Source organism: Salmonella sp. 32082101201600294FB01SM01 (assembly GCF_017572865.1).
Lineage (GTDB): Bacteria > Pseudomonadota > Gammaproteobacteria > Enterobacterales > Enterobacteriaceae > Salmonella > Salmonella enterica.
In genome coordinates this window covers 1,640,744-1,655,579 of record NZ_JAGESB010000001.1, presented here as the reverse complement: position 1 = coordinate 1,655,579, position 14,836 = coordinate 1,640,744, and the positions used below count along the sequence as shown (strand labels likewise).

Below are 14,836 nucleotides of genomic sequence, written 5' to 3'. Positions count from 1 at the left end.
ATCTCATTTCCTGTTTATCGATCGGTAATGAGAATAGCGCGTCAATAAAAATAAGAAAATCCTTAAATGCAATTGTTTATCTTTTTTTACATTTTCAGCGGTGTGATTTTTTCAGGTGTAATGATTTTTGGTGTGGAGCGGTTGCAACTGTTTGAAAGTTAAATGATATTATATGGGTTTCTAATTTATGAAACATTGTTTCAGATCATGGGGTGAGCCTTTCAAGTATGGTAATTTCAATAAAATAAACATTAGCCAGTCTGGATATCACACGCATAAACGGTTGAGAGCAAATATGCCTGTTTTTATAAACTAGCCGATTTTGCGGTAGATCATTTTTAATGTCATTAATCATACGAGCACGTTATTCGGTTGAGCGCAGTTTTGATGGGTGACTCGTTAACAAGGAGCAGTCAATGAAAAAGGTCGCGGTGCTGTTGGCACCAGGATTTGAAGAAGCAGAGGCCATTGTTACTCTTGATATTCTGCGACGTTTGTATATCGACGTCGAAACGCTGGCGTGTGCTGAATCACGGGCGGTGGTGAGTTACCATGATATTCCTATGGTTGCGGACAGCACGCTGAGTGAACGCCAGCAGGCGCTTTTCGATGCGGTAGTGCTGCCGGGCGGTCCGCAGGGGAGCGCTAATCTGGCGGCTAATCCGGCGGTGATCGCTTTCGTTGCGCGTCATGATGCGGCAGGCAAATTAATTTGTCCTATCTGTTCCGCGGCGGCAAGGGTGCTGGGTGCTCACGGATTGCTGAAGGGGCGTCGTTATGTCTGTTCCGGCGACCTGTGGAAAGCGGTTCCGGAAGGTGTCTATGTGGATGCGCCCGTTGTTGAAGATGGTAATTTAATTAGCGGCAAAGGCTTGGGGCATGTCTTTGATTTCGCGCTAACCCTTTCCGCCAGACTGCTGGGAGACGATGTGCCGGTTCGCGAACAGGCTGAACATATCTATTATTCCTGGTAATCGTTATTCACCCAGGGCCGTAAGGATTAGCTGGCTGATGTTATGGATTAATGTGCTGGCTTTCCTGCCTTTTGGCTGATGAATTCGCTCTGGGTTATGTCATTTTTCGCTAAAACTATTCCTGCCATCAGCATTTATCTAATGAATGAAAGATAGTGCACCGTTTTACGTCTTCTCTAACAAGAATCGTTTGACTTTACCCTACATAAAAAACGCTAAAGCTGGTCAATGACTTCCCTGGGTTATGAGTTAATCGTTATTTCTGCGGGTGTCTTAGGGGGGGTATTCCTGAAAGGCGGCCTCGGAAAAGTCTCATATGTGGTGGCGAGCGTACTGATATCAGGAACGGTGGAGAACGCGATGAACCTGTTCAACATTTCACCTTTTGCACAGTATGTGGTTCGCGGCTGAATCCTTCTGACAGCAGTTATCTTCGACCATTATAAGCAAAAAGCGAAGCGTACGATTTGATGAATTAACACTCAACTAAACAGTATAGCTTCACGTCATCGCCAGCCGCTACCCCGGCTGGCGATGGTCTTTCTAAATGGCGAGCAGCGTCACACTGTCTATACTTACATGACTAATGAGACCGTTTGTGAGTCTCAATATGATGATAAGGAGGAGACCAGGGTGGCAGAACCGTTAACCGTATCCCCCGAACTCACTGCGAACTATGCGTATTTTTTTGACCTTGATGGCACATTGGCAGAGATAAAGCCTCATCCCGATCAGGTAGTGGTACCGCATAAAATCCTTCAGTTGTTAGACCGTCTCGCGGCGCACAACGCAGGGGCACTGGCATTGATTTCAGGGCGTTCAATGACTGAGCTGGATGCTTTGGCGAAGCCTTTTCGCTTTCCGCTCGCTGGCGTTCACGGTGCAGAGCGTCGTGACATCAATGGTAAAACCCATATCGTGCGCCTTCCTGAAGCGGTAGTCCGTGAGGTGGAGGTGTTATTACGTTCGACGCTTGTAGCGCTGCCCGGAACGGAGCTGGAGACGAAGGGGATGGCGTTTGCGCTGCACTACCGTCAGGCTCCGGAACATGAAGCGGCGCTATTGGCGCTTGCGCAACACGTTACGCAGCACTGGCCGCAACTGGCGTTGCAGCCCGGTAAATGTGTTGTGGAAATCAAACCTAAGGGAACCAATAAAGGCGAAGCGATTGCCGCCTTTATGCAGGAGGCGCCCTTTGCGGGACGGATTCCCGTTTTTGTGGGCGACGATTTGACCGATGAGGCTGGCTTTGGCGTGGTGAATCACGCTGGCGGAATTTCCGTAAAAGTGGGCGTCGGGGCAACCCAGGCGGCATGGCGGCTGGAAAGCGTACCCGATGTCTGGCGCTGGCTGGAGCAAATCAATTATCCACAACAAGAACAACAAGTAATGAATAACAGGAGAGATGGCTATGAGTCGTTTAGTCGTAGTATCTAATCGAATTGCCCCCCCGGATAATAAAGGCGGCGCCGGCGGCCTCGCCGTTGGCGTGCTTGGCGCGCTAAAAGCGGCTGGCGGGTTGTGGTTCGGCTGGAGTGGCGAGACAGGTAACGAGGATGAGCCATTAAAAAAGGTGACAAAAGGTAATATTACCTGGGCATCGTTTAACCTGAGTGAACAAGATTACGAAGATTATTACTGTCAATTTTCCAATGCGGTTCTCTGGCCTGCGTTCCATTATCGTCTGGACCTGGTACAGTTTCAGCGTCCTGCATGGGAAGGCTATATGCGGGTGAATACGTTATTAGCGGATAAGTTATTGCCCCTCATTAAAGAGAACGACATCATTTGGGTGCATGACTACCACCTGTTACCGTTCGCCAGCGAGCTGCGTAAACGCGGCGTGAACAACCGAATTGGTTTTTTCCTGCATATTCCATTCCCGACCCCGGAGATTTTTAACGCTTTACCGCCGCATGATGAACTGCTGGAGCAGTTGTGTGACTTTGATCTGCTCGGGTTCCAGACAGAAAATGATCGCCTGGCTTTTCTGGATAGCCTTTCGAGTCAAACGCGAGTCACGACTCGCAGCGGCAAGCAGCATATCGCGTGGGGTAAAGACTTCCAGACAGAAGTGTATCCTATCGGTATTGAGCCCGATGAGATTGCTCTGCAGGCAGCCGGGCCGTTGCCGCCTAAACTGGCGCAGCTCAAGGCGGAACTGAAAAATGTGAAGAATATTTTTTCCGTTGAGCGGCTGGATTATTCGAAAGGGCTGCCGGAACGCTTTCTGGCGTATGAAGCGCTACTGGAAAACTACCCGCAGCATCGGGGAAAAATTCGTTATACCCAAATTGCGCCTACGTCACGCGGCGAAGTACAGGCATATCAGGATATTCGCCACCAGCTTGAGACGGAAGCAGGCCGGATTAATGGGAAATATGGACAATTGGGCTGGACGCCGCTCTATTATCTGAATCAGCATTTTGACCGTAAACTGTTAATGAAGATATTCCGTTATTCAGACGTCGGGCTCGTCACCCCGTTGCGTGACGGGATGAACCTGGTGGCGAAAGAGTTTGTCGCCGCGCAGGACCCCGCTAATCCTGGCGTACTGGTACTGTCACAGTTTGCCGGCGCGGCGAATGAACTGACGTCGGCGTTAATCGTCAATCCTTACGATCGGGATGACGTGGCGGCGGCGCTCAATCGTGCGTTAACGATGCCCCTTGCCGAGCGTATTTCGCGCCATGCGGAAATGCTGGACGTGATCGTTAAAAATGACATTAACCGCTGGCAGGAGCGTTTTATTCATGACCTAAAGGAGGTCACGCCGCGTAGCCCTGAGCGTCAGCAGCAGAACAACGTGGCGACGTTCCCTAAGCTGGCCTGAAATATTGCGAGCGGCGACTAGTCGCCCGCTAACGGCACCAGCAACACATCTACCTGGCTGGCGCTGACGACACTTTTTGCCGAGCAGGACGCGCGCGAAAAGAAACTGTGGTTATGGTTGCCGCAAATGACCAGATCAACATGGTGTTTGCGGCACACAGCTAAAATATGCTGGCTTAACTCACCTGATGCGATGAAAGTTTGTTCAATCGGATAATCCGCCTTTTCCCCCAGCATCTTAAGAAAATTCTCGGTTTCCTCATGCATAACCGCGCGTAAATCCTCCATCATGGGCGCGGCGAACTGGTTATACAGTTCGGGATCGGAAGCGAGAGTAATCAGGCTTACTTTCGCCTGAACAGGGCGGGCGATAGAGACCGCTTTAGCCAGTAGCTGGTGACTTTCCGGGGTGACGGCAACGGCGACAAGAATATGGGTGTAGCTCATAACTCGCTCCTTGATTGCAAGAATATGAGATTGTGCTTTAGCTTTACTCTGTTTAGCGCATTTCTGCAATGCGTTAATGCCACATTAATGTGAAGGACATCATAATTAATCATTAATTATTCTTATGTAAAGAATCGTGGCATAAGACACTTTTTACACACCACCAGGATGCTTTATTTAAACGGGTGAACAAGGAAAGCTAAAAGTTAAATCAAATGAGCTTATTTTTAACAGGGGAGGGCGTATGCTGTGACGAGATTAATTAATAACGTTTAATATTTAAGCCACTGTTTACTAAAGGTAAAATAGAATCGTTTCTAAAATAGAAATAATAGCCTGTTATCTATTATCCTGGCGTTATTTTAACAGAGAGAAACAAAAAAGAATTTGGTGTTGACGTCCCCCTATTCAGCAGTGTGGAATAGAAAAAGTGAACATTAGGTTATTAATTAAACAAAGTAAAAGCCATGCTGATGGTTTTATAGTAAGTATTCTGTTAAATTATGTGATCTACATCACATATTTTCTAAAATCGCCGTCCCGCTCCGTTGTATGTCACGAAGCTGACGAGTAGAGTTGCGTCGAATTAGGAAAAATCTTAGGCATTTGTAAAAATTGATGTAAACGTGTAAGGCGAATCTCAGTGGGAAGCTGCGTTATACGTCACAATGTCCACAATGTCTGAGCGCTGCTATGCATTTGACCTTTTTGCTTCTTTTACCGGGCCTTCCCGGCGACATCACGGGGTGCGGCTACGTCGCACAAAAATAAAGTTGGTTATTCTGGATGGGAACAATGCATACATCCGAGTTGCTAAAACACATTTATGACATCAATTTGTCATATTTACTCCTTGCACAGCGTTTGATCGTCCAGGACAAAGCATCTGCGATGTTCCGCCTCGGTATCAACGAAGAGATGGCAAACACACTGGGCGCGTTGACCTTGCCGCAGATGGTCAAACTGGCGGAGACGAACCAGTTAGTTTGTCATTTCCGGTTTGACGATCATCAGACGATCACCCGTTTGACTCAGGATTCGCGCGTCGATGATTTACAGCAGATTCACACAGGTATCATGCTTTCAACGCGTCTGCTCAATGAAGTGGACGATACGGCGCGTAAGAAAAGGGCATGATAATGAGTGAAAAAAGCATTGTTCAGGAAGCTCGCGATATCCAGTTGGCGATGGAGTTGATTAATCTTGGCGCTCGTCTACAAATGCTGGAAAGCGAAACACAGCTCAGCCGTGGTCGCCTCATCAGGCTGTACAAAGAATTACGCGGTAGCCCGCCGCCTAAAGGGATGCTGCCATTTTCGACAGACTGGTTTATGACCTGGGAGCAAAATATTCATGCCTCCATGTTCTGCAACGCCTGGCAATTTTTACTGAAGACCGGCTTATGCAGCGGTGTGGATGCGGTGATTAAAGCTTATCGGCTTTATCTTGAGCAGTGTCCGCAACCGCCTGAAGGGCCGTTGTTGGCGCTGACTCGCGCATGGACGCTGGTGCGTTTTGTTGAAAGTGGGTTGCTTGAATTGTCGAGCTGTAACTGCTGCGGTGGGAACTTTATTACCCATGCGCATCAGCCCGTGGGCAGCTTTGCGTGTAGTTTATGCCAGCCGCCATCCCGCGCAGTAAAAAGACGTAAACTTTCCCGAGATGCTGCCGATATTATTCCACAACTGCTGGATGAACAGATCGAACAGGCTGTTTAACCGAAACGGTGTGGACAAACACTCCAGCAGCGGTAAGTCATTACCGCTGCTTTTTTTTGCCTTGCCTTCGCGTTAATCGCCCGACTGCGCATCCTGTCATAGTCAACAGCGGAAGGATGATGTCGTGCTTATCTTATTAGGTTACCTGGTGGTTATCGGTACAGTTTTCGGCGGTTATGTCATGACCGGCGGACACCTTGGGGCACTCTATCAACCTGCTGAACTGGTCATCATTGGCGGCGCGGGGATAGGGGCGTTCATTGTCGGCAACAACGGGAAGGCCATCAAAGGCACGATGAAAGCGATCCCGTTGTTATTTCGTCGTTCGAAATACACGAAATCTATGTACATGGATTTGCTGGCGTTGCTCTATCGCCTGATGGCCAAATCACGCCAGCAGGGGATGTTCTCCCTTGAACGCGATATTGAAAATCCGAAAGAGAGTGAAATCTTCGCCAGTTATCCGCGTATTCTGGCCGATGCGGTAATGCTTGATTTTATTGTCGATTATCTGCGCCTGATCATCAGCGGCAACATGAATACGTTCGAAATTGAAGCGTTGATGGATGAAGAGATTGAAACCCATGAAAGCGAGGCGGAAGTCCCGGCCAACAGCCTGGCGATGGTGGGGGATTCGCTGCCTGCCTTTGGTATCGTCGCGGCGGTAATGGGGGTGGTTCACGCTCTGGCTTCAGCCGATCGTCCGGCAGCGGAGTTGGGGGCGCTGATTGCCCATGCCATGGTAGGTACGTTCCTCGGTATTTTACTGGCTTATGGATTCATTTCACCGTTAGCGACCGTTTTGCGCCAGAAGAGCGCCGAAACCACCAAGATGATGCAGTGCGTAAAAATTACACTGCTGTCTAATCTGAACGGCTATGCGCCGCCGATTGCCGTGGAATTTGGTCGTAAAACGCTTTATTCCAGTGAGCGTCCATCGTTTATTGAGTTGGAAGAACATGTTCGCGCAGTGAGAAACCCAAACCAGCAGCAGACGACTGAGGAAGCATGAAAAATCAGGCTCATCCCATTGTCGTCGTAAAACGCCGCAGGCACAAACCGCACGGCGGCGGGGCGCACGGTTCCTGGAAAATTGCCTACGCCGATTTTATGACGGCGATGATGGCTTTTTTTCTGGTGATGTGGCTGATTTCCATCTCCAGCCCTAAAGAATTAATTCAGATTGCCGAATATTTTCGTACGCCGTTGGCCACCGCGGTAACGGGGGGGAACCGGATTGCCAATAGCGAGAGCCCGATACCAGGCGGCGGCGATGATTACACCCAACAGCAGGGTGAAGTGGAAAAGCAGCCGAATATCGACGAGCTGAAAAAACGGATGGAGCAGAGTCGCTTAAACAAACTGCGCGGCGATCTGGATCAACTGATCGAATCCGATCCCAAACTGCGCGCGTTACGTCCGCATCTGAAAATTGATTTGGTTCAGGAGGGGTTGCGCATCCAGATTATCGACAGCCAGAACCGCCCGATGTTTAAAACCGGCAGCGCCGAAGTTGAGCCGTATATGCGCGATATCCTGCGTGCGATTGCGCCAGTGTTAAACGGTATACCTAATCGCATTAGCCTGGCCGGCCATACCGATGACTTTCCCTACGCGAACGGCGAAAAAGGCTATAGCAACTGGGAGTTATCCGCCGATCGCGCCAATGCCTCGCGTCGCGAACTGGTCGCTGGCGGGCTGGATAACGGAAAAGTATTACGGGTGGTTGGCATGGCCGCCACGATGCGGCTGAGCGATCGCGGTCCTGATGACGCCATCAACCGCCGTATAAGCCTGCTGGTGTTAAACAAACAGGCGGAACAGGCCATTTTGCATGAAAACGCTGAAAGCCAGAATGAGCCGGTAAGTGTATTACAACAGCCTGCGGCAGCCCCGCCGGCAAGCGTACCCACATCGCCAAAAGCGGAACCGAGGTGATAGCGTGAGCATGGATATTAGCGATTTTTATCAGACATTTTTTGATGAAGCTGACGAGCTGTTGGCTGATATGGAGCAGCATCTGCTGGATTTGGTGCCGGAATCCCCGGACGCTGAACAACTGAACGCCATTTTTCGCGCGGCGCACTCCATTAAAGGCGGCGCGGGCACATTCGGCTTCACTATTCTGCAGGAAACCACACATTTAATGGAAAACCTGCTGGATGAAGCCCGACGCGGTGAAATGCAGCTCAATACCGACATTATCAACCTGTTTTTGGAAACGAAAGATATTATGCAGGAACAGCTCGACGCCTATAAAAACTCCGAAGAGCCGGATGCCGCAAGCTTCGAATATATCTGCAATGCGCTACGCCAGTTGGCGCTGGAGGCGAAAGGCGAAACCACGCCGGCGGTCGTAGAAACCGCGGCACTAAGCGCGGCGATCCAGGAAGAGAGCGTAGCCGAAACCGAATCGCCTCGTGACGAGAGTAAACTGCGCATTGTACTTTCACGGTTGAAAGCCAATGAGGTCGATCTGCTTGAAGAAGAGTTGGGCAATCTGGCTACTCTGACGGATGTCGTTAAGGGAACGGATTCACTGTCGGCAACTCTGGATGGCAGCGTCGCGGAAGATGACATTGTCGCGGTGCTCTGTTTTGTCATCGAGGCCGATCAGATCGCTTTTGAAAAAGTGGTCGCCGCGCCCGTGGAAAAAGCGCAAGAGAAAACCGAGGTAGCACCGGTAGCGCCTCCGGCAGTCGTTGCGCCAGCCGCCAAAAGCGCGGCGCATGAACATCATGCAGGGCGTGAAAAACCTGCGCGTGAACGCGAGTCCACCAGTATTCGCGTGGCGGTAGAGAAAGTGGATCAGCTCATAAACCTGGTCGGCGAGTTAGTGATTACCCAGTCAATGTTGGCCCAGCGTTCTAACGAGCTGGACCCGGTAAACCACGGCGATCTCATTACCAGTATGGGGCAGTTACAACGTAACGCCCGCGACTTACAAGAGTCGGTGATGTCGATTCGCATGATGCCTATGGAGTATGTCTTCAGCCGTTTCCCGCGTCTGGTACGCGATTTAGCGGGCAAACTGGGCAAGCAGGTAGAGTTGACGCTGGTGGGGAGTTCCACTGAACTTGATAAAAGCCTGATCGAACGCATTATCGACCCGCTAACGCACCTGGTGCGCAACAGTCTCGACCACGGGATTGAAATGCCAGAAAAACGCCTTGAGGCGGGGAAAAATGTTGTCGGCAATCTGATCCTTTCCGCAGAACATCAGGGCGGGAATATTTGTATTGAAGTGACCGATGACGGCGCGGGGCTTAACCGTGAGCGTATCCTGGCGAAGGCCATGTCGCAGGGGATGGCGGTGAATGAAAACATGACCGACGATGAAGTAGGCATGTTGATCTTCGCGCCGGGATTCTCAACTGCGGAACAGGTCACGGATGTCTCCGGTCGCGGCGTTGGCATGGATGTGGTGAAACGTAACATTCAGGAGATGGGCGGTCACGTTGAGATCCAGTCAAAACAAGGCTCCGGCACCACGATTCGTATTCTGCTGCCGTTGACGCTGGCCATCCTCGATGGGATGTCGGTTCGCGTGGCGGGGGAAGTTTTTATCCTGCCGTTAAATGCGGTGATGGAGTCGCTGCAACCGCGTGAAGAGGATCTTCATCCGCTGGCGGGCGGCGAACGGGTTCTGGAAGTTCGCGGCGAGTATTTGCCGCTGGTCGAATTGTGGAAAGTGTTTGACGTGGACGGGGCGAAAACCGAAGCCACGCAGGGCATTGTTGTGATCCTGCAAAGCGCGGGACGCCGTTACGCGCTGCTGGTCGATCAGCTCATCGGTCAGCACCAGGTGGTGGTCAAAAATCTGGAAAGCAATTATCGCAAGGTACCGGGGATTTCCGCCGCGACGATCCTGGGCGACGGCAGCGTCGCGCTGATTGTTGATGTTTCCGCATTGCAGGGTTTAAACCGCGAACAACGTATGGCGATCACAGCCGCCTGATTGAGTGAGAAGGGAATAATATGACCGGTATGAGTAATGTAAGCAAACTGGCCGGCGAGCCGTCAGGTCAGGAATTCCTGGTGTTTACACTGGGAAATGAAGAGTACGGCATCGATATCCTGAAAGTGCAGGAGATCCGTGGCTATGACCAGGTGACGCGTATCGCCAATACACCGGCCTTTATAAAAGGGGTGACTAACCTGCGCGGTGTGATTGTACCCATTGTCGATCTGCGCGTGAAATTCTGTGAAGGCGACGTTGAGTATGATGACAATACGGTAGTGATCGTACTGAATCTGGGGCAACGCGTCGTCGGGATAGTGGTAGACGGCGTGTCTGACGTACTGTCGTTAACGGCGGAACAAATCCGTCCGGCGCCAGAATTTGCCGTGACCTTGTCAACAGAATATTTGACGGGATTGGGCGCGCTCGGCGAGCGTATGCTGATTCTGGTGAATATCGAAAAACTGCTTAACAGCGAAGAGATGGCGCTGCTGGATATCGCAGCATCACACGTCGCGTAATAACGTTGCCGGATGGCGTCGCGCCATCCGGCAATCCTAACCGTTATGCTTCCGCCAGCGGTGAGAGTTCCTCTTCATCGCCCGCGCCCAGCCCCTGCATTTTGCGCCGACATCGCCGCTGCGACGCTGTTATTGTCAATATCGTCTTCCGGAACAGCGTATTTCCTTTTTGCAAAAGTAAAGTTATCACCACAGGTGCCGATAACGTTGATAACTCGTTATCAGGAAGGTGCCTTATGTTTAACCGTATCCGCGTTGTCACAATGCTGATGATGGTGCTGGGGGTTTTCGCACTGCTACAGCTTGTTTCCGGTGGTTTGCTGTTTTCTTCATTACAGCATAACCAGCAAGGTTTTGTTATTTCTAACGAATTACGTCAGCAACAAAGCGAACTCACGTCGACATGGGACTTAATGCTGCAAACGCGCATTAACCTGAGCCGCTCCGCCGCACGCATGATGATGGACGCTTCTAACCAGCAGAGCAGCGGCAAAACGGATTTACTCCAGAATGCAAAAACGACCCTCGCACAGGCGGCGGCGCACTACGCCAATTTCAAAAACATGACGCCATTGCCAGCGATGGCGGAGGCCAGCGCGAACGTCGATGAAAAATATCAGCGCTATCAGGCCGCATTAACCGAACTTATTCAGTTTCTGGACAATGGCAATATGGATGCCTACTTCGCCCAGCCAACCCAGGGAATGCAAAACGCGTTGGGCGAGGCGCTGGGCAATTACGCCCGGGTGAGCGAAAACCTGTACCGCCAGACATTTGATCAAAGCGCTCATGACTACCGTTTTGCGCAATGGCAACTGGGGGTTCTTGCGGTCGTGCTGGTGCTGATTTTGATGGTGGTTTGGTTCGGCATTCGTCATGCCCTGCTTAACCCATTAGCGCGAGTGATTACTCATATCCGTGAAATTGCCAGCGGCGATCTGACGAAAACGCTCACCGTCTCAGGACGTAATGAAATTGGCGAACTGGCGGGAACGGTTGAACATATGCAACGCTCGCTGATTGACACCGTGACGCAGGTTCGTGAAGGTTCGGATGCGATTTATTCCGGCACCAGTGAAATTGCCGTCGGTAATACCGACCTCTCTTCCCGTACCGAACAGCAGGCCTCCGCTCTGGAGGAGACGGCGGCCAGCATGGAACAACTGACGGCCACCGTGAAGCAAAACGCCGATAACGCCCGTCAGGCTTCCCAACTGGCGCAAAGCGCCTCCGAGACCGCGCGTCATGGCGGCAAAGTGGTCGACGGCGTAGTAAACACTATGCACGAAATTGCCGACAGTTCGAAAAAAATCGCTGACATTATCAGCGTTATCGACGGTATTGCCTTCCAGACTAACATTCTGGCGCTGAACGCGGCGGTAGAAGCGGCGCGCGCGGGAGAGCAGGGGCGCGGTTTTGCGGTCGTGGCAGGCGAGGTGCGTAATCTGGCCAGCCGCAGCGCCCAGGCGGCGAAAGAAATAAAAGCGTTGATTGAAGATTCCGTCTCGCGTGTCGATACCGGTTCAGTGCTGGTGGAAAGCGCCGGGGAAACCATGACTGACATCGTCAATGCCGTTACGCGCGTCACGGATATCATGGGCGAAATCGCCTCCGCTTCGGATGAGCAAAGCCGGGGTATCGATCAGGTCGCTTTGGCCGTTTCCGAAATGGATCGCGTAACGCAACAGAACGCCTCGCTGGTTCAGGAGTCCGCAGCGGCCGCCGCCGCGCTGGAAGAGCAGGCCAGCCGTCTGACCCAGGCGGTATCGGCTTTCCGCCTGGCATCGCGACCGCTGGCGGTAAATAAACCTGAGATGCGTTTATCAGTGGACGCTCAGTCCGGCAATACGCCGCGGCCCTTAGCCGCCGGGGATGATGCGAACTGGGAAACCTTCTGATCGACGTGCGCTGTGTGCTGTCGGTTATCGATTAATTTGCGAACCCGCCGATCCCTTTCGTCTGGTTCGCATAGATAAAAGCAAAAAATGTGTAATACGGGAAGCATGGCGCTGCCGCAGGGCGCGCCCGTTGTACTTTGAATGTGATTAAGAAGGCGCTATGACATCATCTCTGCCCTCCGGGCAAACGTCAGTATTGTTACAGATGACACAGCGCCTCGCGCTGTCCGACGCGCATTTTCGTCGGATATGTCAATTAATCTACCAGCGCGCAGGGATCGTGCTGGCCGACCATAAGCGGGATATGGTTTATAACCGCCTGGTCCGTCGGCTGCGTGCCCTGGGACTGGATGATTTTGGCCGTTATCTCAGTATGCTGGAGGCTAATCAAAACAGCGCTGAGTGGCAGGCTTTTATCAACGCTCTGACTACCAACCTGACCGCTTTTTTTCGCGAGGCGCACCATTTTCCCATCCTTGCGGAACATGCGCGTCGCCGCCACGGCGAGTACCGCGTCTGGAGTGCGGCGGCATCGACAGGAGAAGAACCTTACAGTATCGCCATTACGCTGGCGGATGCGTTAGGGATGGCCCCCGGTCGCTGGAAAGTATTCGCCAGCGATATTGATACTGAAGTGCTGGAAAAAGCGAGAAGCGGTATTTATCGCCTCAGCGAACTGAAAACGTTATCGCCGCAGCAGCTACAACGTTACTTCATGCGCGGTACGGGGCCTCATGAAGGACTGGTGCGCGTGCGTCAGGAACTGGCCAATTATGTTGAATTTTCCTCCGTTAATTTGTTGGAAAAGCAGTACAACGTACCCGGTCCCTTTGACGCGATTTTTTGCCGTAACGTCATGATCTATTTTGATAAAACGACTCAGGAGGACATTCTGCGCCGTTTTGTTCCACTCCTTAAACCTGACGGACTGTTGTTTGCCGGTCACTCAGAAAACTTTAGCAACCTCGTGCGCGAGTTTAGCCTGCGCGGACAGACGGTGTATGCGCTAAGTAAGGATAAAGCATGAGTAAAATCAGGGTATTGTCAGTTGATGATTCCGCGTTAATGCGCCAAATCATGACTGAAATTATTAATAGCCATAGCGATATGGAGATGGTGGCGACTGCGCCGGACCCGTTGGTCGCCAGGGATCTCATCAAAAAATTTAATCCGGACGTATTGACCCTGGACGTTGAGATGCCGCGTATGGACGGCCTCGATTTTCTGGAAAAACTGATGCGCCTGCGACCGATGCCGGTGGTGATGGTCTCTTCGCTGACCGGGAAAGGTTCCGAAGTGACGCTACGGGCGCTGGAGTTGGGGGCCATCGATTTTGTCACCAAACCGCAGCTTGGCATTCGTGAAGGTATGCTGGCGTATAGCGAGATGATTGCCGAAAAAGTGCGTACCGCCGCGCGGGCCCGCATCGCCGCACATAAACCGATGGCGGCCCCGGCAACCTTAAAAGCCGGTCCGCTGCTCAGTTCGGAAAAACTGATTGCTATCGGCGCTTCAACGGGCGGTACTGAAGCTATCCGACATGTGCTGCAACCGCTGCCGCTTTCCAGTCCGGCAGTGATTATTACGCAGCATATGCCGCCTGGCTTTACCCGCTCGTTTGCCGAGCGCCTGAATAAACTCTGTCAAATCAGCGTGAAGGAGGCCGAGGACGGCGAACGCGTATTGCCAGGTCATGCCTACATTGCGCCCGGCGACAAGCATATGGAGCTGGCGCGTAGCGGGGCGAATTATCAAATCAAAATTCATGATGGCCCGCCGGTAAACCGGCATCGGCCTTCCGTGGATGTGCTGTTTCATTCGGTGGCGAAACACGCGGGGCGCAACGCCGTAGGCGTCATTCTTACGGGGATGGGCAACGATGGCGCCGCTGGAATGTTAGCGATGTACCAGGCTGGCGCCTGGACCATTGCGCAAAACGAAGCAAGTTGTGTGGTGTTCGGCATGCCGCGCGAGGCCATCAATATGGGTGGCGTAAGCGAAGTGGTCGATCTTAGCCAGGTAAGCCAGCAGATGTTGGCGAAAATCAGTGCCGGACAGGCGATACGTATTTGAACCAGGAGTAGTATTTTATGGCGGATAAAGAGCTTAAATTTTTGGTTGTGGATGACTTTTCGACCATGCGTCGTATCGTGCGCAACCTCTTAAAAGAGCTTGGATTTAACAATGTGGAAGAGGCCGAAGACGGCGTCGATGCGCTGAACAAGCTCCAGGCGGGCGGCTTTGGTTTTATTATCTCCGACTGGAACATGCCGAACATGGATGGCCTTGAGCTACTGAAAACCATTCGCGCCGATAGCGCCATGTCGGCGTTACCCGTGTTGATGGTCACGGCGGAAGCCAAGAAAGAGAATATTATCGCCGCCGCACAGGCTGGCGCCAGCGGTTATGTCGTAAAACCGTTCACCGCAGCGACTCTGGAAGAGAAGCTCAACAAAATCTTTGAGAAACTGGGCATGTGAGGATG

The 14,836-nt window shown here is 51.8% G+C and carries 15 protein-coding genes and 1 pseudogene; 14 read left to right on the top strand and 2 right to left on the bottom strand.

Translation table 11 applies throughout. From position 1 onward, the window contains the following. Positions 1 to 416 precede the first annotated feature (416 nt). The 4 genes and pseudogenes from J4645_RS08135 (at position 417) to otsA (ending at position 3,807) form a co-directional block, all read left to right on the top strand. Positions 417 to 974: a DJ-1/PfpI family protein gene (locus tag J4645_RS08135; protein ID WP_023213143.1), complete on the top strand. Its 558-nt coding sequence runs from the start codon at positions 417 to 419 to the stop codon at positions 972 to 974. Between the two features lie 228 nt (positions 975 to 1,202). Continuing rightward, positions 1,203 to 1,385: pseudogene (araH, locus tag J4645_RS08130) on the top strand (L-arabinose ABC transporter permease AraH); the annotation flags it as partial. Positions 1,386 to 1,607: 222 nt separating this feature from the next. Beyond that, the gene (gene otsB / locus J4645_RS08125; protein WP_023214819.1) at positions 1,608 to 2,411 is read left to right on the top strand and encodes a trehalose-phosphatase; all 804 of its coding nucleotides are present in this window, start codon (positions 1,608 to 1,610) and stop codon (positions 2,409 to 2,411) included. Next, on the top strand, positions 2,386 to 3,807 hold the full coding sequence (gene otsA, locus J4645_RS08120; RefSeq protein WP_000089047.1) for an alpha,alpha-trehalose-phosphate synthase: 1,422 nt from the start codon (positions 2,386 to 2,388) through the stop codon (positions 3,805 to 3,807). Before otsB ends, otsA begins: the two co-directional genes overlap by 26 nt. Positions 3,808 to 3,824: 17 nt before the next feature. On the opposite strand, the gene uspC is transcribed toward otsA, so the two are convergent. Both uspC and J4645_RS08110 read right to left on the bottom strand, forming a co-directional pair. After that, on the bottom strand, positions 3,825 to 4,253 hold the full coding sequence (uspC, locus tag J4645_RS08115) for a universal stress protein UspC (RefSeq protein WP_000122606.1): 429 nt from the start codon (positions 4,251 to 4,253) through the stop codon (positions 3,825 to 3,827). Next, positions 4,250 to 4,366 (bottom strand): hypothetical protein, encoded by a 117-nt coding sequence (locus tag J4645_RS08110; RefSeq protein WP_031601778.1) that lies wholly within the window; start codon positions 4,364 to 4,366, stop codon positions 4,250 to 4,252. The genes uspC and J4645_RS08110 overlap by 4 nt, the downstream gene beginning before the upstream one ends. A gap of 682 nt (positions 4,367 to 5,048) precedes the next feature. Here J4645_RS08110 and flhD point away from each other — a divergent pair. The 10 genes from flhD (at position 5,049) to cheY (ending at position 14,831) form a co-directional block, all read left to right on the top strand. Beyond that, positions 5,049 to 5,390, top strand: a complete 342-nt coding sequence (gene flhD / locus J4645_RS08105; RefSeq protein ID WP_001518146.1) for a flagellar transcriptional regulator FlhD — start codon at positions 5,049 to 5,051, stop codon at positions 5,388 to 5,390. After that, positions 5,387 to 5,971 (top strand): flagellar transcriptional regulator FlhC, encoded by a 585-nt coding sequence (flhC, locus tag J4645_RS08100; RefSeq protein WP_000605987.1) that lies wholly within the window; start codon positions 5,387 to 5,389, stop codon positions 5,969 to 5,971. Before flhD ends, flhC begins: the two co-directional genes overlap by 4 nt. A 124-nt stretch (positions 5,972 to 6,095) precedes the next feature. Then, on the top strand, positions 6,096 to 6,983 hold the full coding sequence (motA, locus tag J4645_RS08095; RefSeq protein WP_000906312.1) for a flagellar motor stator protein MotA: 888 nt from the start codon (positions 6,096 to 6,098) through the stop codon (positions 6,981 to 6,983). Next, positions 6,980 to 7,909, top strand: a complete 930-nt coding sequence (gene motB, locus J4645_RS08090) for a flagellar motor protein MotB (RefSeq protein WP_000795653.1) — start codon at positions 6,980 to 6,982, stop codon at positions 7,907 to 7,909. The genes motA and motB overlap by 4 nt, the downstream gene beginning before the upstream one ends. 4 nt (positions 7,910 to 7,913) lie before the next feature. Beyond that, on the top strand, positions 7,914 to 9,929 hold the full coding sequence (gene cheA / locus J4645_RS08085; RefSeq protein WP_023137485.1) for a chemotaxis protein CheA: 2,016 nt from the start codon (positions 7,914 to 7,916) through the stop codon (positions 9,927 to 9,929). 20 nt (positions 9,930 to 9,949) lie between these two features. After that, positions 9,950 to 10,453 (top strand): chemotaxis protein CheW, encoded by a 504-nt coding sequence (cheW, locus tag J4645_RS08080; RefSeq protein WP_000147295.1) that lies wholly within the window; start codon positions 9,950 to 9,952, stop codon positions 10,451 to 10,453. Between the two features lie 236 nt (positions 10,454 to 10,689). Then, the gene (gene tar, locus J4645_RS08075) at positions 10,690 to 12,351 is read left to right on the top strand and encodes a methyl-accepting chemotaxis protein II (RefSeq protein WP_023214476.1); all 1,662 of its coding nucleotides are present in this window, start codon (positions 10,690 to 10,692) and stop codon (positions 12,349 to 12,351) included. Positions 12,352 to 12,511: 160 nt separating this feature from the next. Then, positions 12,512 to 13,378 carry a protein-glutamate O-methyltransferase CheR gene (gene cheR, locus J4645_RS08070; protein ID WP_000204362.1) on the top strand — a complete coding sequence of 289 codons (867 nt, stop codon included), beginning with the start codon at positions 12,512 to 12,514 and terminating at the stop codon, positions 13,376 to 13,378. Then, positions 13,375 to 14,424 carry a protein-glutamate methylesterase/protein glutamine deamidase gene (cheB, locus tag J4645_RS08065; protein WP_000036389.1) on the top strand — a complete coding sequence of 350 codons (1,050 nt, stop codon included), beginning with the start codon at positions 13,375 to 13,377 and terminating at the stop codon, positions 14,422 to 14,424. Before cheR ends, cheB begins: the two co-directional genes overlap by 4 nt. A 17-nt stretch (positions 14,425 to 14,441) precedes the next feature. Next, a complete protein-coding gene (cheY, locus tag J4645_RS08060) occupies positions 14,442 to 14,831 on the top strand; it encodes a chemotaxis response regulator CheY (RefSeq protein ID WP_000763861.1) in 390 nt (129 codons plus the stop codon). The last annotated feature ends 5 nt before the right edge of the window (positions 14,832 to 14,836 follow it).

Coding starts and splice junctions, on each gene's coding strand:
- J4645_RS08135 (WP_023213143.1), top strand. CDS start 417: ATGAAAAAGGTCGCGGTGCTGTTGGCACCAGGATTTGAAGAAGCAGAG.
- otsA (WP_000089047.1), top strand. CDS start 2,386: ATGAGTCGTTTAGTCGTAGTATCTAATCGAATTGCCCCCCCGGATAAT.
- uspC (WP_000122606.1), bottom strand. CDS start 4,253: ATGAGCTACACCCATATTCTTGTCGCCGTTGCCGTCACCCCGGAAAGT.
- J4645_RS08110 (WP_031601778.1), bottom strand. CDS start 4,366: ATGATTAATTATGATGTCCTTCACATTAATGTGGCATTAACGCATTGC.
- flhD (WP_001518146.1), top strand. CDS start 5,049: ATGCATACATCCGAGTTGCTAAAACACATTTATGACATCAATTTGTCA.
- flhC (WP_000605987.1), top strand. CDS start 5,387: ATGATAATGAGTGAAAAAAGCATTGTTCAGGAAGCTCGCGATATCCAG.
- motB (WP_000795653.1), top strand. CDS start 6,980: ATGAAAAATCAGGCTCATCCCATTGTCGTCGTAAAACGCCGCAGGCAC.
- cheW (WP_000147295.1), top strand. CDS start 9,950: ATGACCGGTATGAGTAATGTAAGCAAACTGGCCGGCGAGCCGTCAGGT.
- tar (WP_023214476.1), top strand. CDS start 10,690: ATGTTTAACCGTATCCGCGTTGTCACAATGCTGATGATGGTGCTGGGG.
- cheR (WP_000204362.1), top strand. CDS start 12,512: ATGACATCATCTCTGCCCTCCGGGCAAACGTCAGTATTGTTACAGATG.
- cheB (WP_000036389.1), top strand. CDS start 13,375: ATGAGTAAAATCAGGGTATTGTCAGTTGATGATTCCGCGTTAATGCGC.
- cheY (WP_000763861.1), top strand. CDS start 14,442: ATGGCGGATAAAGAGCTTAAATTTTTGGTTGTGGATGACTTTTCGACC.